A 23,536-nucleotide genomic window follows, 5' to 3' on the forward strand; every position below is an offset into this window, starting at 1 on the left:
TTTTTTCCTAATTAACCGTAATCCATTTGTTCAGGCTATTATTCGCGCCCTCTACAACAATTTTATAAAAGGTAGACGAATAATCTTTCAAATCGGCAAAATAGTGCTGTTGGTTGAGATCCACAGTCGCCAGTAAATGGTAATTGTCTTTCCCACCTGTTTTAAATTCGTTCGTGGTAGCCAGCCATATTTTTACCTTTCCATTCTTTTCGAGCGCCTTCCAGCTAATATCGAGGTGTTTCTGCATAGGATTGACTTTAAGGTTAGCCAAAGAAACAGGACCGATAAATGGTATTCCATCAATTTCCTGTAAAACACTTTCGGGTAGCTGTACATGGAGGTAACGGGCTATCGAAGGCATAATATCTACCACACCCAGATCAAAATACTGCGCATAGGTATTCAGGTTTTTGTAATTGCTAACCATCCAGGTAGATCTTTGCCTGTCTGATTGCCCACCATGACCACGCCCGGTTTTCTCATCGCGTCCATGGTCGGTAGTGATGATAATTAACCAGTCTTCTTTAAATTTCTGCTGGCGATAGTTAATTGCATCCCAAATTTTTCCTATCTGTGCATCAAGCAGTGTAATGGCATTAGAAAACTCCGGACTATCTCCATAGCGGTGCCCCATATCGTCGGTATATTCCAGATAAATCCATGAAAGATCCGGAGCATTTTGTTGTAGGGTATGGGCAGCCTGTTTGATAACTTCTTCATCAATCTGATGCATATAAGCCGATTTTTTGTCGTGCTTAAAGCGTACAGTATCCAGTTCAAAGCCATCAAAAGCATAATCGGGCTTAAAGTTGCCGGTAGCAGCCAGTCCATCGCCAAGCAATTTCGTTCTGTTATCGGTCCAGCTCGAAAATATAGCTGTTTTTTTATTGGGATACTGGTTTTTGAACACCCTGAAAATATGCTGATAGTTGTAATTAGGTGCCTTAATGTCGTTATCAGGCACATTGTGTTTATTTACCCAGGTACCGGTAAGTAAACTGTTATAGCCTACAGCAGAGATGGTTGGCGTTTCGTTATAGGTGCCTTTGTCGCCTCCCACATGCATGCGTGAGTAGGCACCTGCCGTGATGATCTTCTTAAAATTAGGCAGGTTTTCTCGTTCTATCACATCTGCAGGAATGCCATCAGCGATAATGTAAACCACTTTCTGCTGACGCTGTTGTGCATTTACAATGGTTGATAAACCCAAGCAGGTAGTAAAAATAACAATCTTCAAGCGCTTCATTTTTTTTAGCTTAAATGTTAAAAGGAGTGAGGATAATAGGTGTTTTCTACAGTGCCATCAGTATATAGTTTTAACATGGCATATCCTGGAGGCGTTTCTAGATAATAACCCGGGCCAGCTGATTCGGCATCGCCTTTACCCCACCAAAAGCCACTCATGGCACCATTACAACAATAAAGCACACCATTATATGCGGTATGATCAGAAAGGTGGTTGTGACCACTTAAACAGATTTTAACTTTATCGCGGTGTTTATAGAAAAGATCCTTTAGCTTTTTGGCATCCGAATGACCACCGCCTACCAATACCTGTGTGGTACCCAAAATAGGATAATGCGACATGATTACCGTAGGTGTAGCCGCTGGTAATTTTTCCAGCTCCTGCTGCAACCAGTTGTACTGTTCATCATCAAGTGATATTTTGCTGTTGTTACCATCCAGAATAATAAAATGCCAGTTCTTTTTCGAAAAGCTATAATAACGGTGTGGGATTTTTAAGCGTTTAACAACATAGTCTTTACCGTACATTTCATCAGTCTTTGCCGGTGCTTTCCACCAGGGATCGTGATTGCCAATACAGCTGTAAACCTCATGTTTTTCCATACCTTTAAGGCAGTCATCCCATATCGCCCATTGTTCGGTAACCTGATCGCGTACTACATTATCATATGAGGCATCGTTTATTGAATCGCCTCCGTTTAAGAAAAAATCTGGCTTATGCTTGCCAATAATCTGTTTTAGGCAGCTCTTAAAACGCTCAGGTGCATTATCACCCGGACGGATGTGTACATCGGTAATATGTGCCACGCTAAGTGCCAGTTTTTTATCCTTTCTGTTTTCGCTTTCATTAGCTGTAGCGAAGGCAGGAAGGCTGCCGGTTGCTAATGCACCGGCAGCCAAGCCTACTGTTTTTAATAGTGTTCTTCTTTTTATTTCCATGGTTTACCAGCCAAAAATCTGTTTAAGTTTAGGGTTAAGGGTAACTTGTTGTTGCGGAATAGGGCGGTAGTAGAATTTAGGCTCTTCAAAATTCCTAATCACACTTTCGGTTACAATGTTGCCTCCGCTGTTGCCAGCTTTCAGGTACACAGTAGCATCAGTTCCAATGGTTCCGGCACGGTAATATACCAGTTTTACACCTAACGAGTTTTTCTCTTTTTGTTCTTCTGCCGGAACGGTGGCCGTTCTGTCAATTAAGATAATGTCATCAACACCATCGCCGGTAAGGTCGTATTTACCTAAGCCTGCAAAGTACATACCTTCTGGACCTTTGGTCAGTAATTTGCCCGCTTTCCAACGCATCAGATCATCATATCTTAAGTTTTCGAAGGCAAATTCTACCCTGCGCTCGCGTCTGATTTCGAAGATTACACCCGCGTTTGCGACTACATTCGGATATTGCTGTTGCAACATCGCATCGGGATTGGCATTTGCAGAACCCAGATTAAGATCGGGCATGCCTGCTCTTTTCCTTAGTAAATTTACCGATTGGTCTAAGTCTGATTGTGTTAAAGTACCCAGTTCGGCAAGTGCCTCAGCATAGTTAAGCAAAATTTCTGCATAACGGTAAACCGGGAAATCGACACCATTTAAGATGTTATTATCGGTACTGTTTACATAACCTTTTAGCTGGTGGTAACCGGTAAAGTTTTTGTTTAAACGTTGGATGTAAGGCGTTGCATCAGGTACCCTGGTCCAACCCGGATATACCATGGTTTGCGACATGCGGGGATCGCGGTTTTTAAACTCATCAACAAAACTCTTTTGCGCATAACCCGCTATATCAGTAAAACGCGTACCATCTTTCATCAGGTAGGTAAGCAGCAGGTCTTTGGCCGGAGCCTGTTCGTAATCGCCAAATACTACACCGTTAACGTTTTGTCCTTTACTTTTGCTCAGGTCGAAAATGTTGGCTAAAATCACTTCACTGTTACCGGTTAAATCCTGGCTCGCGAATAAAGTTGCATAATCCTGGTCAGGGCGGTTAGTGTTGTAAATGGTGAATTTTTTGGCTGTTATAATTTCGCCTGCAACCCTTGCTGCAGTTTGTAAGAAAGTATTTGCAGAACCGCTTAGGTTTAATTCACTGTGGTATTTGCGATAAGTACCTTCGTATAAAGCCGCACGGGTGTATAAGGTAGCCACAGCCCATTTGCCTGGGGTACCAACGGGTACACTTTCCCTAACATTTTTATAGGCAAAATCTAAATCAGCCATAATGCTGTCGGCTATTAGCGCACGCGGATCACGAGGCTTGTAGAGTGCTTCATCCCCAGGCTCTAAAGTCCCCGAGTACCAGGGTACATCCGAAAAGCGCTTTATTTTATCGAGATAGAACTCTGCACGATAATAACGGGCAAGACCGGCATAATGATTTTTAATCGCACCAGTAACCTGTGCTTTCTTAAAATTCTCTAAAAAGTAATTTATGTTACGCAATCTGCCCCAGCTCCAGCCGGTTGTAATGTTTTGGGCATTCGCACTTCCTAACATGATGTTTTTAACCTCAACAGCGGCTGTAGTGGCTACGTTATCGGTACTCTGATCGTTCAGGTAACTGTTGCGATCGGGTTGCGATAACAGACCGTTTACATACAAGGCCAAATCCTCTTCTGTATTGAAGAAAAGATTGGGTGAAATAGAGGTTTGCGGATAGCGGTCTAAGTCACCTTTTTTACAGGCGGTAAATGTACCGGCAAGACCAATAAACAATATATATATGTACTTTTTCATTTAATTGTTTTTGAAATGTGATAAATCTTTGTTGGATTAGAAATCAAGGTTTAAACCTATTGCATACCTACGTTGGTAAGGGTAAGCCCAGGCTGATGGGCCCTGGTTAACTGCTTCAGGATCGATAAATTTCTTGATTGTAGAAAACTCATAAAGATTATCGGCGGTTACAAATAAGCGCAAACGGTTAATGCTCACTTTTTTAGTCCATTTAGCAGGGAAGGTGTAACCTAATGATACGTTTTTGATACGCAGGTAAGCACCGTTTAACAGGTATTTGGTTTGCGGGATATCCAATCCGGCACCGTAGTTGGCATCAGCAAGCCACGATTGTAATACAGGGTATTGCGAATCGGTATTGGCATCGGCCAGACCAGCTGCCAGATAAGCAGCCGAATGTTTTGCACGTTGCTCGGGAGAATCTGCTGCGCCGCGGTAAAAATCAAGATTCCATGGGTATACGTTTGCGTAAGGCTGTTGGTACGGACCCCAGAAAAGATAATGGTGCGGATAAAAATCTCTTTTCAATACCCCTTGTAAGAATACCGAAATATCAAAACCGTTCCAGTCCATATTCAGGTTTGCGCCAATGGTATAGCGGTCGGCACTATTACCAATTATTTTTAAATCTTTCGGATCGTTTGCACTTAAGCCGCGTTCTATTTTCTTATTGCCATCCTGATCAACATATTTTGGCCAGCCTTCTACAATAGATAATGCACCCCATGGAATAATGGCCGATTCATCTAAAGCAGCAATTTCTGCTTTACTGCGGAAAACACCATCGTTTTCCAATCCCCATATTTCGCCAAGAGTTTGTCCTTCACGGAAAGCACTTGAAAACAAGTTCTGGTCGTTCTTATATTTAGTAATTTTGGCCTTAGAATCGGCAAGGAATATTTTGGTTTCGAAATTGAAAGGTTTATCAGCTACTATAAACTTATCTCTGTACGATACCGAAAGTTCCCACCCTTTAGTACGCAGATCTGCAACATTTTGACGTGGTGGTGCGGTTCCCATTACACCCGGTAGCTCCTGTCCATTAGCTAACATTCCTTTTGTATCACGGATGTAGTAATCGAAAGTGAAGGAAAGTTTATCGTTTAGCAGCCCGATATCAGTACCCAGATTTAGAGTCGATACCCTCTCCCAGGTATAAGTTTTTGGATCTATTTTTAAACCCGGTGCACCGTTAATGATCTGGTTTTGGCCGGCACCACCAATCAGGTAACCCGATGTACTTGTTTCCAACGATTGGATATAGCTAAAGTCACCTACATTTTGGTTACCCAAATCGCCATAAGAGGCACGCAGTTTAAATGTATTGAAAGCTGGGGCCAATGGCTTAAAGAATTCTTCGTTACTGGCTATCCAGGCCACAGAAGCTGATGGGAAAAATCCCCACCGTCTCAGAACTGGAAAACGTGATGAACCATCGTACCGACCGGTAGCTTCTAATATATATCTGTTTTTATAAGTGTAGTTTAAACGGCTGAAGGCACTGTTGGTGGCATAAGCAGTATAGCCTGCAGTTGCTGTAGCCGCACCACTGGTAAGCGAAAGATAAGGTGTTGATGAAGAAATAAGCACCTGTCTCGACGCATTTACTGCAGAATAATTGTAGTCTTCACTGTTAAAACCTGCCATGGCGCTAAAAAAATGATCGCCAATTGTTTTTTTATAGGTGGCGTATAAGTTAAAGGCATTATTGTACAGGTAACCATTGTTCTCGCTTACTGAGCCGGTTCCGCCTTCTTCACGAATATCGTTAGGGCCATAACCGATTTTATATTTTTTGGCATCCGCATGGCTTTTCCAAAGCTCGCGCTTAAAAGAGGCATCACCATTTACCTGTAAGTCGCCATTTAAAAAGAGGGCAGTGGCGCTTGTAATGTTCTGAAAGCCAAACATGTTTTGTAAGCTTTTTCCGCCATCTACCAATCTTGCAGCCAATCTCCCGGCTGATGTATTGGCCCAGGTACCATCGGGGTTTGTAGCCACATCGGTTGGCATCAGGTAATAAAGGTCAGTAATGCTTGAGTTTGGCAGCGCCCGCTTGGTTTCATAAATGTTCAGGTTATTATCAACCTTAAGCCACGAAATTGGCGAGAAACCTACTTTTGATCTTAAGCCATAACGGTCCCAGTAATCGGCCGTTAATTTGTTTAAACCATTATCTTTAGCATAATCAGCCGATAGATAATAGGTTAGAGGCTTGTTATTTACAGTAGCACCGCCCGAAAAAGTAAGGGTATGGCTTTTAGATAAACTCTGATTGTTAAAAAAATAGTTGTACCAATCGTTACTACCCATATAAGCCCATTTTGTAGGGTCTTTCGGATCGAGGCGCGTATCAGCGATGGATGGGTTGTCTGATCTTTCTTTAGCCCACTTGTAGTATTCGTCAGAATAATTAACATAATCCCATGGGGTGTTATCTGTTGCTGTTTCCAGTACCCTCGAGAAAATGTAAGGGTCGGTTACAGGCTTAGGCAATAAAGTTGGTTTGGCCCATGACAGGTAAGTATTGTAGCTAATTACATTACGACCAGCAGCGCCTTGTTTGGTGGTGATTAAAATTACACCGAAAGCTGCCCTGGCACCATAAATAGCAGACGAAGCTGCATCGCGCAATACGGTAAACGACGTAATATCAGAAGGGGTTAAGCGTAACATATCGTCGTTGCTTGTAGCCGGAATACCATCAATTACAATTAATGGAGAACCACCGTTAATTGAAGTATATCCCCTGATATTGATATTGGGTAGCGAGCCTGGCGCACCACCGGCATAGGTAATGTTTAAACCCGGGCTAATTCCCTGCAAACCTTGCAGTACGTTAGTTACCGGCCTTGACTCGAGTTGCTTGCCCGAAATCTGATCGATTGCACCGGCAATGTTGATTTTTTTCTTTGTGCCAAAACCAACTACTACAACTTCATCCAGGTTAGCGTAATCGGGCATTAGGGCTACATCTATTTTTGTTTGTCCGTTTAATGCAATTTCTTGCTGTTTATAGCCAATGTAAGTGAAAACCAGAATAGCATTTGCCTTCAGGTCGTTAATTGTATAAGCACCATTGCCATTAGTAGCGAGGTGCTGATTTGTTCCTCTTACCGAAATGTTTACGGCAGGGAGGGTTTCTTTAGTCTTTGCATCAGAGACTACCCCTTTTACGGTAATACCCTGGGCAAAGGCGCTGGCCGATAAAATCAGCAGCGCAAAAATCCATAATAGTTTTTTTTTCATTTTGCTTGATAATTGTTTGGTTTAAATGTGATAGTTGTTTTTTGGCGGCCGCTAAATTGAACATATCATATTAAGGTTAAGTTAAAACTAAATTAATATATTGATTGAACATTCATTTAATTTATTTGAAAAAATAAATTTGTGGAATTCTACTACTTTGGTTAGTTTGCCCCATTAAATTAACAGCAGTATGGGAAGGAAAAGCCTAAAAGAGACAAGGCAACTGGAAATCATCAAAGTATTTTATCAAGTTGCCAAAAAGGAAGGCTACGAAAATAGCTCTATAGCCAAAATTGCCAAAGTAATGGATATTAACCCAAGTTTAATTATTCATTATTTTAAAACTAAAGAAGACCTCAGTTATGCGCTGATCGACTATATTTTGGAACGATATTTACTTATTTACACCATTAAAGATAAAGGCGAACCGAAACTGGAAGACCTCCAGAAAACGGTAGAAATGTTGTTTTCTAAAAAATGGAACCTGCTTTTTGATGATGGGTTGTTTTATACTTTTTACGCGCTGGCTTTTAGGGAGAAAAAGATCAAAGCGAAATATAAATTAATACTGGACTCGTTGCGCAAAGGATTGGCAGATATGATTGAGGTTTGTAATGCAAAAGGATTAACCTCAATTAAAAATCCGCAAACTACGGCAGATCTGATTTTCGTACTGGTAGATGGGGCATACTTTTACCTCTCGTTGGAAAGCGATAAGAAAGCCTATACCGAAAGGCTTGGCTATTATAAACATAAGGCTTATCAGATTTTGGGGATAGAACAGTTAAGCCTCGTTGGTGCGCTTTCTGCTGGTTAACTGTCGGCCAAGCGCATAAACGCCAATGGTCATCCACAACAGGTTGGCCGCTGCATTAGGCAGGTCGCTCGTATCAAGTGCAGTTAGTGCCAGGCACAGGCCGCCCACAACATTAAGTAACTGAAAGGTCCACGATTCTGCTTTTATTACTTTTAAACTTAATAAGAGGTAGCCTAAAGTACAAAATAGTACACCCAGCCAGCCTATACAGGTCATGATTAATTTTGTCATATCGCTAAAAATTGCGGCCAATATAACAAATTACCCTTAGCAGTGCAGGCTATTTAAATACATTATTGGAGAATAATGATTGTATGTTAAAATGCAGTATTCTTAAAAAACTCATCCAACTCTTTTTGCCCGATATGAAACAAAATGTTCGATATCGGGCATTTTTTGTTTTTGAATAATTTTCAAATAATTGTTTTTCAGTATTTTAACTTTGGTATTGTGCTTGTAATGGATGTGCTAAAAATATTTAGATGGACACACTCATTGCCGAAGAAGTTTTAGCGAAAAAGAAGCAGAAAAAATACCTGATTGCCGGTATCATCCTGCTGGTAATTATAGCTTGCATTTGGTGGGTTAGGTTTTATTTTAAACCTGCTTTAACCCTTGCCGATATTACTACAGCAAAGGTAGAAGTTGGTATCATCGAAAATACCATTAACGCTACCGGTGAGGTACTGCCCGAATTTGAAGAAGTTTTAACCAGTCCGATTAATGCATCGATTAAAAAAGTTTTAATGGATGCCGGTAATAAGGTTACCAAAGGCCAGTCGATTTTAACCCTCGATAAATCTGTGAGTCAGACAGATTATGATAAACTTCAGTTCCAGATGGAATCGAAACAAAACGAGATCCGCAAGCTGAAACTCGATCTCGAGAAAAGTTTTTACGATATCAAATCCAATAATAGCATCAAGCGATTGCGGATCAGCAATCTTACCGATGGAGTTTCTTCGGCCAAAAGATTGCTTAAAGCAGGAGGTGGTACAAAAGAAGATGTAGAACGTGCCGAACTGGAACTTAAAGTTGCCGAACTCGAAAAGTTACAGCTCGAAAATGAAATCAGGAGCAAACAGCAAACGATGAAAATTGAGATCAGGGAGGCAGAAATCGCTTTGGCTATTCAACGAAATGACCTCGATGCGTTGAAACGCAGGCTCGATCTGGCCGATTTAATTGCCACAAGACCGGGTGTAATTACCTGGGTAAATAAAAATATTGGATCAGCAGTGCACGAAGGCGATGCATTGGTTCGCATTGCCGATTTAAGTGGTTTTAAGGTTGCTGGTAGTATGTCTGATAATTTATTGGATAAAATCCACAACAACATGACGGCTATTATTCGCATAGGCGATACGCAGTTAAGGGGCTCAATTGTCAATATTTCACCTGCAGTAAACAATGCAATTGTTTCGTTCGATATCCAGCTGAACCAAAAAGATAGCAAGGTGTTAAGACCAAACCAAAAAGTAGATGTTTTTTTGGTTACAGCTACACGTAATGGTGTTTTGAGGATGGCCAATGGTCCGGCATTTAACGGCACCGACCTGCAGGAAATTTTTGTGCTCAAAAATGGTATTGCCGAACGCAGAACCGTTAAAACAGGACTGAGTAACTTCGATTATGTAGAAATTTTAAGTGGTTTAAAAGCTGGTGACGAAGTAATTACTTCAGATATGGGCGAGTACAAAAATGTTAAAACAGTAACCATTAGCAATTAAGTTATGACAAAGAAGTTTTTAATGATGCCTTTGTTGTGGTGGATCGGTTTCGGGGTTTTTGCCTTCCCTAAAAACGATACGCTAAGGTTAACCTTGCCCCAGGTGGTAGCGATGGCTAAAGCCAATTCCATTGCTGCCAAGCAGGCCATTACGGTTAAAGAAACCAAATATTGGGAGTGGCGCACATTTAAATCCAATTACCAGCCTCAGCTAGCCTTAGAAGGTGTATTGCCTGGCTATACCAAAACCTATACCCAGGTGCAGCAGCCCAACGGAAGCATTCTTTTTCAGCCTGTACACTACGATAATTCATCGCTTACTTTAAATTTTAGCCAAAGTATTGCAGCAACCGGTGGTACCATTTACGGCACTACACAATTGCAGCGTTTCGATGATTTCGACCGTAAAAACGTGCTTTACAATGGTATTCCGTACGGTTTGGGCTATACGCAACCCTTGTTGCAGTTTAATGCTTTAAGGTGGGACAAAAAAATTGAACCCCTGAAGTTTAACGAAAGCAAGCAGGCTTTTATAGAAACCCAGGAGAAAATATCGGTTACCGTAACCGAATACTTTTTCGATTTGCTTTTGGGGCAGGTTAACCTCGATATTGCCGAACTGAATTACGCCAATACCCAGAGAATTTTAACCATTGCAGATACCAAATTTGAACTGGGTAAAATTTCTAAAAATGAAATCTTACAGCTGCAATTAGAAGTTTTGAATGCCCAAAAGGCGGTAGGTACAGCCAAGCGCGATGTAGAAATTGCAACATTGAACCTAAGAAGTTACACCGGCATTGAGGGCGATGACCGGATCAAACTGAATATGCCGGCCGTGGTTGCGCAAATGAGTGTAGCTTCAGAAAAGGTACTGAGCGAGGCTTACGAAAACCGCTCGGATGCCATTGCATTTGTACGCAGGTTGGCCGAAGCCAGGAGGGATGTAGCTAGGGCCAAAGGCGAAAATGGCTTGAAAGCCACTTTGAGAGCTAATTTGGGTTATTCAAATGCGGCAACAAATGCCTTTGATGTGTATCGTTCGCCCAAAAACCAGCAATCTGTAGAGTTGCAGCTTTCTATTCCGGTAATGGATTGGGGCAGGTCTAAATCGCGCACCAAAACTGCACAGGCCAATGAGCAATTTACCATTTATGCCGTTGAGCAGGATAAGCAAACCTTTAAGCAGCAGATTGTTACACAGGTTACCCTTTTTAATATGATGAAAGAGCAAATACAACTGACGGATAAAGCCGAAAAAATTGCTGCAGAAAAATACAAAATAGCCGGTGAGCGCTACGTATTGGGAAATTTGAGTATTACCGATCTCAGCATTGCTTTCCAGGAAAACGACCGTGCCAAACGCGATTACGTTTCTTCTCTGCGCGATTTCTGGGCCGCATATTACCAACTGCGCTATTTATCCCTTTACGATTTTGAGCAAAATAAAAAAATCACCTATTAAATAAATATTTAAAACCTTACATTTTACATCATCCATTTTATATCAAACATTATGATACGCTTAAAGAACATCGAAAAAGTTTACCGCACTGATACGGTAGAAACGCTGGCCATAAATGGCATTAACCTCGACATTGCCAGGGGCGAGTTTCTATCCATTATGGGGCCTTCTGGTTGTGGTAAAAGTACTTTGCTCAATATTATGGGCTTGCTTGATGAACCTTCAAAAGGCAATATACAGATCGATAGTCAGGATATCAGCAGTTATTCAGATCAGAAACTGGCCCGGTTCCGTAACGAAAAACTGGGTTTCATTTTTCAAAGCTACCACCTCATTAACGATTTACAAGTGCTTGATAATGTAGAATTACCCTTGTTGTACCGCAACTCATCAGCTAAAGAGCGGAAAAAACTGGCTACTGCAGCTTTAGAAAAGGTAGGGTTGAGCAATCGTTTAAAACATTTTCCTACGCAGCTTTCCGGTGGTCAGCGGCAGCGTGTTGCCATTGCCAGAGCAATTGTAGGTAATCCGCAAATTATTTTGGCCGATGAGCCTACAGGTAACTTAGATAGTGCTATGGGGAATGAGATTATGGATATCCTGATTAACCTCAATCAGAACGAGGGTACTACCATTGTGATGGTTACGCATGATGAAAATATGGCACACAAAACACATCGTTTGGTTCGCCTTTTCGATGGTTCTCAGGTTCAATAAAATACCGCTATGTTAAAAAACTACTTTAAAATCGCCATAGCTGTACTCAAAAGGAGGAAATTTTTCACCTTCATCAGCTTATTCGGAATCAGTTTTACGCTAACTATTTTAATGGTTACTACTGCATTTATGGATAAAGTTTTAAGTCCCGATTATCCCGATTTGAAACGCGAACGCTCGCTCTATGTGGGTAGCATGGAATATAAAAATACCAAAGAAGGCTGGATGAACCGTAGCGACGTATCTTTTTACTTTTTCAAACATTATGTTTCAACCTTGAAAACAGTAGATAAAATGGCGATTTCATCTAATCCCAAAGCATCAAACGCTTACGTAAACAATAAAAAGATAGTTATTGCCTATAAATACACCAATGCCGATTACTGGAATGTACTCGAATATCGCTTTTTGGAAGGTAAACCCTTTTCACAAAAGGAAATCGATAATGCTGATAAGGTAGCCGTTATTTCGGAAGAAACCCGAAAGGACTATTTTGGCGATGTAACCCATGTGGTGGGACAGTATATATCGGCTGATAACATTAATTATCGAGTAATTGGCGTAGTGGCCAATGTATCTAAAACGGTGAACAGCTTAAGCGGCGATATGTATCTGCCATACACCGTATCGACTGAAAATTACAATAAACCCGATTTAATGGGACCATATAACGCGGTATTGCTCGCCAAAAGCAAAGCTGATGTGCCTAAAATGCAAAAGGAATTTCAACAAATGATGCGCAGGGTACCAGTACCCAAAGATTTTGATAAGGTGTACAGCAACGCAGATCCCTTTTTTGCTTCAATGACCCGGAGGATAGCAGGCGATGGTGCAAATAACGGTACGACCAGGGTGGTTTCCATCATGAGTATTTTTGTATTGCTCTTTTTGTTGTTGCCAACCATTAACCTGGTAAACATTAACGTTACCCGCATTATGGAACGTTCATCAGAAATTGGTGTGCGTAAGGCTTTTGGGGCTTCTTCTAAAACCCTTGTTTACCAGTTTATCGTCGAAAATATGATCCTGACTTTTTTAGGTGGCCTGATTGGTTTTGTACTTTCATTGCTGGCTATTTACCTCATCAACGGTGCAAATATCATTTCAAACATGCGCCTCAGCATGAATTTTACCGTATTGTTTTACAGTTTTATTGCCTGCATATTTTTTGGTTTAATTTCTGGCGTTTACCCTGCCTGGAGAATGTCGAAACTTAATGTAGTTAAAGCACTTAAAGCGCAATAATCCCAAATAGAAGCTATTATGATGTTCAGACATTTATTTAAATTAATATGGAACAAACGGAAACAGAATTTCCTGTTCCTCTCCGAAATACTCGTTTCCTTTATTGTGATATTCGCGGTATTTTCTTTCCTTACCTATTATTACCAGAATTACAGCAAACCACTGGGCTTTGCCTATAAAAAAGTATGGTCAATCAGTTACGATAACGGCTTGTTAACTAAAGACCGCGATTCGCTCAGCATCTTTTACGATAATTTGTATAACTCGCTAAAGGCTATGCCCCAGATTGAAGAGGTAAGCTATTCTGGTTCAAATTTTCCATACGCTAACAGTACCATGACTACTGGATTGCATTTAAACGGGAAGCGTTTCGGTTATGTAAACAATTATGTAATAGGAGCAGATTATAAAAAGGTATGGAACATTACCCTGATTGCAGGCAGATGGTTTTTACCAGAAGATGCCGTAACCAAAAACAAAAACCTCATCATTAACGAAACACTGAAGAAGCAGATGTTTGGCGAGGGGAATGCCATAGGTAAACTCATTGGCGATTACGAAGATAAAGAGAAAATGAAAGTGATTGGTGTGGTACAGGATATCAAAGCAAACGGCGATTTCTGGCCAGCTGGCAATGCTATGTTTAGCCGCTTAGATACCGGATACTTACGAAATAACCACAACATCCTCGTTAAAGTGCGCGATGGTGCCGATGCTACTTTCGAAAGCCAACTGTATAAAATCATGACCAACACCATGAAAAATTCGGTTGAAATACAGCACCTGAGCGAAATGCGCGATGCTAAAAATGAAGTTACCATTATTCCGATGGTCATTTTTATCATCATTGCTGGTTTTCTCATTATCAATGTGGCATTGGGCTTATTCGGTGTGCTATGGTACAATATCAATAAGCGAAAAAGCGAAATCGGCCTGAGACGTGCCATAGGGGCTAGTGGCAGTTCCGTATCGTATCAATTGGTGATGGAGGCCATGATTTTGGCTACCATGTCGTTGATAATAGGCTGCTTTTTTGCCATTCAGTTTCCTTTGCTCAGCGTTTTCAATATTCCGGCAAGTGTGTATATCGTGGCCATGCTGCTGTCCATTTTGTTTATTTATCTGCTGGTTTTTGCCTGCTCATTGTATCCCGGCAAACAAGCTGCAGGTATTCATCCTGCTATTGCATTGCATGAAGAATAATACTTATCTTAACTTCGTATATGATATTAATTGTTGATGATGATATTGCGGTAAGAACTTCGCTTTCGTTGCTGTTAAAAAGTGCAGGAAATGAAGTGCTTATCGCAGATGAAGTGGTTAAGGCTTTTGAAATTATTAGAACGCAAAGTCCCGAACTCATTATCCTTGACCTGAACTTTTCGATCGATACCTCTGGAAAAGAAGGGATGGAACTGCTTAAAAAAATCAGAAATTTTGATGCAGCGGTTCCAATCATCCTGATTACGGGCTGGGCAAGCATCGAACTGGCAGTACAGGGAATGAAGCTTGGCGCAAACGATTTTATCAATAAGCCCTGGGATAACGATTATGTGCTCCAGTCGGTAAAAACCCTGCTTCAGCTCAACCAGCAACAGCCACTATCGCGTACACGCAAGGAGCTGGATAAAAAATACAATTTTAAACAAATTATTGGCGAAGATACAGGCCTGCTGAATATTTTAGAAACCATTGGTCGTGTAGCCGGAACCAACGCTTCGGTTTTGATTACCGGCGAGAGCGGTACCGGAAAGGAATTGATTGCAGAGGCCATACACGAAAATAGTATGCGTGCTGCAAAGCCTTTTGTTAAGGTAAATCTGGGTGGTATTTCTGCCTCATTATTCGAAAGTGAAATGTTTGGTCATGTGCGAGGAGCTTTTACTGATGCCCGCTTTGATAGGGTAGGCCGCTTTGAAATGGCCAATAAAGGAACCATTTTCTTAGATGAAATCGGCGATCTGGAAACGGCAAGTCAGGTAAAGTTATTACGCGTACTGCAAGATAGAACTTACGAGGTTTTAGGTAGCAGCCGTACCAAAACCGTTGATGCCCGTGTAGTTTGCGCCACCAATAAAAACCTGAACGAAATGGTGAACGCAGGCTTTTTCAGGGAAGACCTTTTGTACCGTATTAATTTAATTACCATTCATTTGCCTGCGCTTAGGGAACGCGCTACAGATATCCCCTTGCTGGTAAATTTCTTTATCAATAACATGAAAGAAATTTATAACCGCCCCGATTTAACGGTTTCAGGGGCGGCCATGCGCTGGCTGCAGCGGTTGCCTTTGCCTGGCAATATCCGCCAGTTAAAAAACCTGGTCGAAAGAACGGTTTTAATTAGCAGAAACGAAGAATTGGGCCCAGAGGATTTCAAAGCCCAGTTAAATTTATCGCCATTAAAAAACGAACAGGTAAAACTTCCGGGGGTGGGCACCATGACTCTCGACCAAATGGAGGCAGAAATGGTTAAACAAGCCATGAATTTCCATAAAAACAGGATTACCAAAGCCGCTGCATCGCTGGGCATTACCCGAAATGCACTTTATCGTCGCCTGGAAAAATATCAAATTCCGTTTAATGAAACTGAAGACTAAATACATCCTGTTTCTGGTTATCCTGCACCTAATTTGCCTGGTCATGAGCTTTTTTATCTTTCAGGATAATAAGGTTGTTTTCATGCTTACAGAGGTTTTTATCATCATTTCGGTATTAATTTCGCTCAATCTCTACAAGCAGCTTATCCTGCCGCTTACTTATTTAAGACAGGGTATTTCAGCCATAAAAGACCAGGATTTTAACGTCAAATTTTTATTTACAGGCAAAAAAGAGGTAGATGAACTGGTGGATGTGTATAACCGCATGATAGATGAATTGCGGAAAGAACGCACTAGACAACAGGAACAGCATTTTTTTCTTGAAAAACTTATCCAGACTTCACCAACAGGCATTATTGTGCTTGATTTTGATGGACAGATTAAGCAGATTAACCCCAAAGCCACAGCGGTGTTGCAGGTTAATCCAGGCTTGTTATCGAATCATATTCAGGATATGGACACCGGAACTGCCAGAACGATCCGTATGGATGGTTTACATACCTTTAAGATTCAAAAATCGAGGTTTATGGACCGGGGTTTTGAGCGTATTTTTGTAATGATGGAGGAAGTTACCGCTGAAATTTTTGAGGCCGAAAAAAATGTTTACAGTAAGGTTATCCGCATGATGGCGCACGAAGTAAACAACACCGTTGGTCCGGTAAATTCCATCATGAACACTGCTTTGGCTCAACAGCATTTATGGCTAAACGAAGCCGACGACCAGTTGAAGAGCGCACTTAAAATTGCAGTCGACAGGAACCAGAACCTGAATATGTTTATGCGCAATTTTGCCGATCTGGTTAAAATACCCATGGCCAAAAAAGCACAGATTGATATCGTAGGCCTACTTAAATCGGTTTCCGAACTCATGTTTTTTCAGGCAAATGAAAAACAGGTCAGCTTTAAATTCAACCTCCCTGATCAACCATACCTGATCATGGCCGATGTAGAACAAATGGAGCAAGCGTTGATTAACATTATAAAAAATGCAATTGAAGCAATTGAAAACGGTGGATTTATTTTGTTTACTATCGATGTAAATAAGAAGACACTTGAAATTACGGATTCGGGCAAGGGCGTAGCCAAGGAAAATATCGGACAATTGTTTAGCCCGTTTTTTAGCACCAAAAAAGACGGACAGGGCATAGGTTTAACCCTCGTAAGGGAAATTCTGCTAAACCACGGCTTCGAATTCTCATTAAAAACCTTCGGCGAAAAAGATACCCGCTTTACCATCAGGTTGATGTAGTAGTGGTTTAAAAAAATAAGAAAATCAAAGTTTTTCCTCGCTATATTTGATTCAATTTCTAACCCTGAAAAATGAAGAATAAGAGCGCTGAAGTAACTACGATACCGGCATCAAGTATCGAATTTCTTACTCAATTAAAGGCAAATAATACCAGAGAATGGTTTAACGACCATAAAGAAGAGTTTATAGCACAACAAACTTATATTGAAGAATTTGCATCTGCACTTTTGGGTGTACTGAATTTAACTGATGTAATTGAAACCCAAAGCGGCAAAAAGAGCTTGTACCGGATTTACCGCGATACCCGTTTCTCTAAAGACAAAACCCCCTACAAATCGCATTGGAGTGGCAGTTTTAAACGTGCATCGAAACAGAGGAGAGGTGGCTATTATTTTCATATCGAGGCAGGCAACAGTTTTGTGGCAGGCGGATTCTGGGCACCCTCGCCGGCAGATATCAAGCTGATTAGAGAAGATATTGCCTTTGACGGGACGCCTTTGAGGAAAATTATAGGCAGCAAAGAATTTGTAGCTAATTTTGGTACACTAAAAGGCGAGCAATTGGCTACAGCGCCAAAAGGTTTTGCTAAAAATGATCCCGAAATTGATTTGTTACGCTACAAACAGTTTTTGCTGGTCCGGAAATTTGATGATGAGGAAGTGCTTGATCCAGGTTTTTTGCAGCATGCAGGACAAACCTTCGCAGCCATGCGACCGTTTTTTGATTACATGAGCGCAGTACTAACGGGCGATGCCAATGGCGAAACGGAATAAAAAGCATAAGTAATTTAAAAGTCTTTTTTTGAAATGCATTCTTTAAAATATACCAAATGGTTTAATTTTAAGCCTTGAATCTACGATCATGAATAAAGCAGAGCGCACCAGAAGATTTATTATAGAAAAATCAGCCACCATTATCAACAAGAAGGGAATGGCTGCAACTTCGCTAAGCGATATTATGGAGGCGACTAAATTAACTAAAGGTGGCATTTACGGAAACTTCGAAAACAAGGACGAGATTTGTAAAGAATCTTTCTTTTATTTAACCACCACGCTGGCCAATTCGCTGGATAGGGCCGTGGCGCAGGGAAGAACGGCAAAAGAGAAACTTTTTAACCTGATTGAAGCCTATAAAAGTATTAAAAGTGATGAGGGAGGATGTCCCTTGCTAAATTTTGGCACCGAAGCCGATGACACCAACGACAGCATTAAAGAATACGTAAAAAAAGGAATCCGTTCAGCGCAAAAAAGGATTTTCAATATTGTGAGCGATGGTGTAGAAGATGGAGAACTAAGTACAGATATGAACGCCAAAAACTTTAGTATCAAAACATTCGCCATGATTGAAGGTGCCATTTTATGTAGTAAAGTACTGGAAACCAATGAGCAAATGAACATCATTATGGATAGCATCAAAGCTGATTTTGAATCATACCTAGTTTAATTTTTTTTGATCTAAAATAAACCGATAGGTATATTTTGTGTAATAACCAATAACCAAAATACAAATAACCAACAGTTCATGGATAGGACAGTGTTAAGTGCTTGGCTATAGACTATTAACCAATGAACTATTGAACTAACAAATAAATAAAATGTCAAAAGTAATCTTAATCACAGGAGCTTCACGCGGGTTTGGAAAAATCTGGACTGAAGCATTTTTAAAACGTGGCGATAAAGTAGCCGCAACAGTAAGAAATTTAGAATCGCTTACGGAGTTGAAAGCGCAATATGGCGACCAGTTATTGCCCGTGCAGCTTGATGTAAACAACAGGGATGCAAGTTTTGGAGCAGTAAAGGCCGTTGCCGATCATTTTGGACGGATCGACGTGCTGATTAATAACGCAGGTTATGGCTTGTTTGGTGCAGTAGAAGAAACGAGCGAAGCAGAAGCCCGCAACCAAATGGAGACGAATTTCTTTGGCGTACTTTGGTTATCGCAGGCTGTATTGCCAGTAATGCGTGCGCAACAGAGCGGTCATATCATTCAGGTATCGAGCTTTTTAGGCTTGGTTACCTTGCCGGTATTGGGTATATACAACGCTTCGAAATTTGCAGTTGAAGGGTTGAGTGAAACACTCGCCTCTGAGGTAAAAGATTTCGGGATACACGTTACCCTGATTGAACCAAATGGTTATACTACTGATTGGGCAGGAGCTTCAGCAGTGCAAACTACAGCTATTGAAGCTTATCATCCGGTAAAACAAGGCTTTCAGGAAGCTGCCTCAGCTCCGGGTATTTTTGGCGATCCGCAGGCAACTGCTGCACCTATACTCGATTTGGTTGATGACAGCAATCCACCTTTGCGTGTACTGTTCGGTAAATTTGCCTATGCTGCTGTAACAGAAATTTATCGAGAGCGTTTAAACACTTTCGAAGCCTGGAAATCCGTATCTGAGGCTGCTCACGGAAACTAATCCCTTTTTTTTGCCCCACAAAAGACCGATCGGTCTTTTGTGGGGCATTTATTGTAATTAATGTTTTTACGCATTAATATCTGCCAGCTTAATTTTATAGGTATTTTCGATCCTGTTAACGCTTTGCTGGTTTTCTGCAGCGTACTGCTTTAAGTGGTTTAGTTGTGCTTTCAGATAGCCTGAGGCCAGGTAAACAGAAACCTTTTTCCGGATTTTATCGGCTAAAAATATTTCAATCAAAATTAAAACGATTAGAAAAATAAAGTGCCCTGTTATAAGCGAATGTGTAGACTGAGTACTTAACAATCCAAAATTCTTAGTCAGGTAATCGAACAACAAGGGAATGCCTAGAATAGGCAAGAGGGCAATTAAGTTTGCCTTAAGTTTTGTTTTTTGCTCTGCCGTACGCAGCTCTTCCAGTTTTTCGGTAATATTGGTTAAGCTTTCCGTTTTAGGCTGTAAACGTTGCTGGTTCAGTTTTTCCTGTTGCTTTCCATATTCGATATCGATCTCGCGCACATGACTGATTAATGCTGCTTCGGCTTGGTTTAGTTTTTCCTGGTCGGCTACAATGAGTTCCTGTTCGGCAATCATTTTTTCCATAATCAGCAGGTCGTCTGGTATACCCCGCGACATTTTTTGCTCTGCAGCGGTAATCCGGTTATCAAGTAATTTGAATTGCTTTTTTAATTCAACCAATTCGCCGTCCCAATGTGTTTTCTTTAACTCATAATCGCTTTTAATCCGCGTAGCCGAAGCCATATGCTCAAACTTATTCAGCGATTGCTCATTTAATTCAAAGCGCTGGTATAGCTGAATCAGTTTTGTGAAATTTTCGTGAACTGACTTTTCCTGGTCAGTAAGTTGATCTTCAAACTGCAACAAATCTGCTTCGGAAAGCGGGGTTAAAGACATCGGCATATTGCCGTTAAAATTATAAAAATTATGCCATTTGTAGACACCCAAATCACGATAGTGTAAGTTTTAGATACGAATACCTGAAAGTGTCTGTATGCTAGTGAGTTTGGTTTTAAGGATTATTGTTTCGCTGTAATTGTCTATAGAAATTATACCGATTTAACAGTCCAAAAATGTCAGTTAATTGCCGGCTGGTTGGCTAACTACCACATTTTTTCCAAGGGTTTTAAAACGTACCGTATTTTCCTGCACCACAGTAATGGTAATGTGACCAGTTTTGCTGGTATTAATATCACGTACCGTACCCGATTTCCCTTTATGTGTACCGGCAACTACCAGGCACTGGTCGCCATCTTTTAATAGCGCTGGGTTTTGATTGTCCATATTCTATATGTTGATTTCTAGTTTTCTGGGATAAGCTTAATTGGAATAAATCCCTCACTAAGATATATATAATAAAGATTAAGCAGCAAAAAAAATAGGATTATAAATAATATCTAAATATTTTATTTGATAAGTATAAATTTAAATTTAGATTTGTCTAAAATTATATTTAGACAAATAAAGATTGATGAAAGCTTTTATACTCCTTAGTACTTTTCTTTTTATTGGCCTCGTTTCCAGGGGGCAGCAAACCGTATTGCAAGGTCTGGTTACTTCTCAAAATAGTCCGACAGAAAATATTACCGTTAAAATTCTTAGTTTAAATAAAGCTACCAAATCAAATCAATCTGGTGCATATCACTTTAATGATATCCCTTCGGGTAGCTACGATGTTTTATTCTCTGGTGTTGGGCATCAGAACAAAAAAATTAAAATCACAGTAAATAACGATACTACTTTCCTTAATGTCGATCTGATTTCGATGGAAGCTAATTTAAAGGATGTGGTTATTACCGGCGTAAATCGGGCTACTGAGTTACGTAAAAGCCCTGTACCTATTGCTGTACTTGCTAAAAAAGCGATGGATCAGAACGTTAATACCAACCTGATTGAAGCTATTGTAAAAGGAGTACCAGGGGTTACAGCGGTAACTACAGGCCCGAATGTTTCAAAGCCGTTTATTCGGGGATTGGGCTATAACCGGGTTTTAACGCTTTACGATGGATTGAGGCAGGAAGGGCAGCAATGGGGCGATGAGCATGGTATTGAGGTAGATGAGTATGGAATTGCAAGAGCTGAAGTGGTAAAAGGACCAGCCAGTTTAACTTACGGCTCTGATGCATTGGCTGGTGTTATCAATATGATTCCCTATAGTCCGAATTTCGCAAATGGAAAGTTGAAAGGCGATTTTACAACCAATTACCAAACCAATAACGGTATGATCGGTTCCTCGCTGGGATTAGCCTTCATTAAAAACGATTGGAAATTTACCGTCAGGGGAACTGGAAAAACAGCACACAACTATGAAAATAAAATAGATGGTTTGGTTTATGGAACAGCTTTCAGAGAATATAATTTCTCGGCATCAGCCCGTGTAGATAAACACTGGGGTTTTTCGAAAACTGCTGTAACCTATTACGATAATTTAATGGAAATACCCGATGGGAGCAGGGATTCACTTTCGAGGAAATTTACGCGCCAGATACTGGATGATGGCGATGATATCAAAAAAAGGCCCATTGTGCCCGATAATGAACTGAATACCTATGGCATAAACCCTTTACATCAGCACATTCAGCATTATAGGTTTTACAATACCAGCCAGTTTAAATTTGGCAACAGCGACCTGAACATCCTTTTAGGCGGTCAACAAAGCGTGCGCCGTGAATATAATCACCCAACTGTACCTCAGCAAGCCGGACTTTATGTAGTATTAAATACTTTTAATTACGACCTTAAATACAACTTGCCTGATTTCTCGGGATTGAAAGTACAATTGGTGTGAATGGTATGTACCAGGCCAACAGGAGCAAGGCAGCTACCGATTTTCCTATCCCGGATTACGATCTCTTTGATATTGGTGCTTTCTATTTTGCCAAGAAAACCTTTGGTAAGGTTGATATTTCGGGCGGAATCAGACTGGACAGGAGAAACATTAACTGGGCCGATTTTTACGTAGGTACTGATGCACAAACCGGTTTCGGTAAGCAGGTAAATGCAGCTGTTTCAGGTGCAAACTTGCAATTCCCATCGTTTAGCAAAAACTATTACGGTGTATCAGGGAGTTTAGGCTTAACCTATAATATTTCTGAGCAGTTATTAATTAAAGCCAATATTGCCCGGGGCTACCGTGCACCAAATATTACCGAAATTGGCTCAAACGGTTTAGATCCGGGTGCGCACATTGTTTATTTGGGTAACAGGACTTTTAAACCGGAATTTAACCTGCAGGAAGATATTGGTTTAATTGCTTACTTAAAGGATGCTGATATCAGTCTGGAGCTTTTTAACAACAATATTCAGAATTACATTTATCAATCGCGCTTAACCGATGCAAATGGCAATCCGGTGGTTATTGTACCGGGTAATTTAACCTACCAGTATCAGCAATCAAAAGCGCGATTGTATGGTGCTGAAGTAGCTGCTAACCTTCATCCGGCAGCAATTAAATGGTTAACTTTTAACAATAGCATGGCTTATGTAGTTGGCTTAAACCAAAATAAAGAACTTTTGGCTAAGCAGGGCAATAAAGCAAAATACCTGCCGTTTATCCCGCCATTGCAAATCAGGTCAGAGCTTAAAGCAACGGCACAGCATGCCATTGGCTTTTTAAGCAAACCTTATGTTAAAATTGATGCGGCTATTTTTGCCGATCAAAATAAGTTTTATGGTTTAGATGATACCGAAACCTTTACCAAAGGCTATACTTTAATTAATGGTGGCATCGGATCAACGATTGTAAACCGGAAAGACAAAACTTTATTCGATGTTTTTATCCAGGTTGATAATATTTTTAACAAAGCTTATCAATCCAATTTAAATCGTTTAAAGTATTTCGAGTATTATACTGCTTCACCAAATGGCCGCTCCGGGATTTACAATATGGGCAGAAATATGAGCTTTAAAGTGATTATCCCGATTTAATAGTAGTAAAATTAGGTGGGCAATAGAGATTATGGTTAATTGCTGTGACAATTACTTCTGAACGGCTTACAGCTACGTGCTGAGGTTTAATGTTTCGTTTAGTAAGCGGGAGGTATCAAATATCTTCCG

Annotated in this window: 20 protein-coding genes; 13 read left to right on the forward strand and 7 right to left on the reverse strand. The window is 40.6% G+C overall.

Annotation, left to right across the window (positions count from 1 at the left end):
- Window positions 1–7 precede the first annotated feature (7 nt).
- From G7074_RS21975 to G7074_RS21990, 4 genes are read right to left on the reverse strand one after another with little or no spacing between them, the layout of a single operon-like run.
- The gene (locus G7074_RS21975; protein WP_166211398.1) at window positions 8–1,246 is read right to left on the reverse strand and encodes an alkaline phosphatase family protein; all 1,239 of its coding nucleotides are present in this window, start codon (window positions 1,244–1,246) and stop codon (window positions 8–10) included.
- A 17-nt stretch (window positions 1,247–1,263) separates the two neighbouring features.
- Window positions 1,264–2,184, reverse strand: a complete 921-nt coding sequence (locus G7074_RS21980) for a metallophosphoesterase (protein WP_205944105.1) — start codon at window positions 2,182–2,184, stop codon at window positions 1,264–1,266.
- A 3-nt stretch (window positions 2,185–2,187) separates the two neighbouring features.
- Complete coding sequence (locus G7074_RS21985) at window positions 2,188–3,978, reverse strand: RagB/SusD family nutrient uptake outer membrane protein (protein WP_166211401.1); 1,791 nt, start codon at window positions 3,976–3,978, stop codon at window positions 2,188–2,190.
- Between the two features lie 36 nt (window positions 3,979–4,014).
- A complete protein-coding gene (locus tag G7074_RS21990) occupies window positions 4,015–7,227 on the reverse strand; it encodes a TonB-dependent receptor (protein WP_166211404.1) in 3,213 nt (1,070 codons plus the stop codon).
- Between the two features lie 190 nt (window positions 7,228–7,417).
- On the opposite strand from G7074_RS21990, the gene G7074_RS21995 reads away from it, so the two are divergent.
- Entirely contained in the window at window positions 7,418–8,044 is a 627-nt protein-coding gene (locus tag G7074_RS21995; RefSeq protein WP_124560389.1) for a TetR family transcriptional regulator, read from the forward strand.
- Here G7074_RS21995 and G7074_RS22000 read toward each other — a convergent pair.
- Complete coding sequence (locus G7074_RS22000; RefSeq protein WP_124560388.1) at window positions 8,012–8,275, reverse strand: hypothetical protein; 264 nt, start codon at window positions 8,273–8,275, stop codon at window positions 8,012–8,014. The genes G7074_RS21995 and G7074_RS22000 overlap by 33 nt on opposite strands.
- A 251-nt stretch (window positions 8,276–8,526) precedes the next feature.
- Here G7074_RS22000 and G7074_RS22005 point away from each other — a divergent pair, with 251 nt between their 5' ends.
- The 10 genes from G7074_RS22005 to G7074_RS22050 all read left to right on the forward strand — a co-directional run bounded on the left by G7074_RS22005 (window position 8,527) and on the right by G7074_RS22050 (window position 19,462).
- A complete protein-coding gene (locus G7074_RS22005; RefSeq protein ID WP_166211407.1) occupies window positions 8,527–9,774 on the forward strand; it encodes an efflux RND transporter periplasmic adaptor subunit in 1,248 nt (415 codons plus the stop codon).
- Window positions 9,775–9,777: 3 nt separating this feature from the next.
- Window positions 9,778–11,238 (forward strand): TolC family protein, encoded by a 1,461-nt coding sequence (locus G7074_RS22010; protein WP_166211410.1) that lies wholly within the window; start codon window positions 9,778–9,780, stop codon window positions 11,236–11,238.
- Between the two features lie 51 nt (window positions 11,239–11,289).
- On the forward strand, window positions 11,290–11,955 hold the full coding sequence (locus G7074_RS22015) for an ABC transporter ATP-binding protein (protein ID WP_124560385.1): 666 nt from the start codon (window positions 11,290–11,292) through the stop codon (window positions 11,953–11,955).
- Between the two features lie 9 nt (window positions 11,956–11,964).
- On the forward strand, window positions 11,965–13,200 hold the full coding sequence (locus tag G7074_RS22020) for an ABC transporter permease (RefSeq protein ID WP_124560384.1): 1,236 nt from the start codon (window positions 11,965–11,967) through the stop codon (window positions 13,198–13,200).
- A gap of 18 nt (window positions 13,201–13,218) precedes the next feature.
- Window positions 13,219–14,403, forward strand: coding sequence for an ABC transporter permease (locus tag G7074_RS22025; protein WP_233603892.1), 1,185 nt, complete (start codon window positions 13,219–13,221; stop codon window positions 14,401–14,403).
- Window positions 14,404–14,423: 20 nt separating this feature from the next.
- Window positions 14,424–15,797: a sigma-54 dependent transcriptional regulator gene (locus G7074_RS22030; RefSeq protein ID WP_166211413.1), complete on the forward strand. Its 1,374-nt coding sequence runs from the start codon at window positions 14,424–14,426 to the stop codon at window positions 15,795–15,797.
- Window positions 15,781–17,046 carry a PAS domain-containing sensor histidine kinase gene (locus G7074_RS22035; RefSeq protein WP_166211416.1) on the forward strand — a complete coding sequence of 422 codons (1,266 nt, stop codon included), beginning with the start codon at window positions 15,781–15,783 and terminating at the stop codon, window positions 17,044–17,046. Before G7074_RS22030 ends, G7074_RS22035 begins: the two co-directional genes overlap by 17 nt.
- Before the next feature lie 71 nt (window positions 17,047–17,117).
- Entirely contained in the window at window positions 17,118–17,819 is a 702-nt protein-coding gene (locus G7074_RS22040; RefSeq protein ID WP_166211419.1) for a DUF2461 domain-containing protein, read from the forward strand.
- Between the two features lie 88 nt (window positions 17,820–17,907).
- Entirely contained in the window at window positions 17,908–18,489 is a 582-nt protein-coding gene (locus G7074_RS22045; RefSeq protein WP_124560380.1) for a TetR/AcrR family transcriptional regulator, read from the forward strand.
- A gap of 151 nt (window positions 18,490–18,640) precedes the next feature.
- Window positions 18,641–19,462: an SDR family NAD(P)-dependent oxidoreductase gene (locus G7074_RS22050; RefSeq protein ID WP_166211422.1), complete on the forward strand. Its 822-nt coding sequence runs from the start codon at window positions 18,641–18,643 to the stop codon at window positions 19,460–19,462.
- Between the two features lie 66 nt (window positions 19,463–19,528).
- Here the strand turns inward: G7074_RS22050 and G7074_RS22055 are convergent, their stop codons facing one another.
- Window positions 19,529–20,377 (reverse strand): hypothetical protein, encoded by an 849-nt coding sequence (locus G7074_RS22055; RefSeq protein WP_124560378.1) that lies wholly within the window; start codon window positions 20,375–20,377, stop codon window positions 19,529–19,531.
- Window positions 20,378–20,560: 183 nt separating this feature from the next.
- Complete coding sequence (locus G7074_RS22060) at window positions 20,561–20,764, reverse strand: KOW motif-containing protein (protein ID WP_124560377.1); 204 nt, start codon at window positions 20,762–20,764, stop codon at window positions 20,561–20,563.
- A 187-nt stretch (window positions 20,765–20,951) separates the two neighbouring features.
- On the opposite strand from G7074_RS22060, the gene G7074_RS26775 reads away from it, so the two are divergent.
- Window positions 20,952–22,268, forward strand: coding sequence for a TonB-dependent receptor plug domain-containing protein (locus tag G7074_RS26775; protein ID WP_205944106.1), 1,317 nt, complete (start codon window positions 20,952–20,954; stop codon window positions 22,266–22,268).
- A 5-nt stretch (window positions 22,269–22,273) separates the two neighbouring features.
- On the forward strand, window positions 22,274–23,407 hold the full coding sequence (locus G7074_RS26780; RefSeq protein WP_240916574.1) for a TonB-dependent receptor: 1,134 nt from the start codon (window positions 22,274–22,276) through the stop codon (window positions 23,405–23,407).
- Window positions 23,408–23,536: the final 129 nt, after the last annotated feature.

The organism is Pedobacter sp. HDW13 (assembly GCF_011303555.1).
In the GTDB taxonomy this organism is placed as follows: domain Bacteria; phylum Bacteroidota; class Bacteroidia; order Sphingobacteriales; family Sphingobacteriaceae; genus Pedobacter.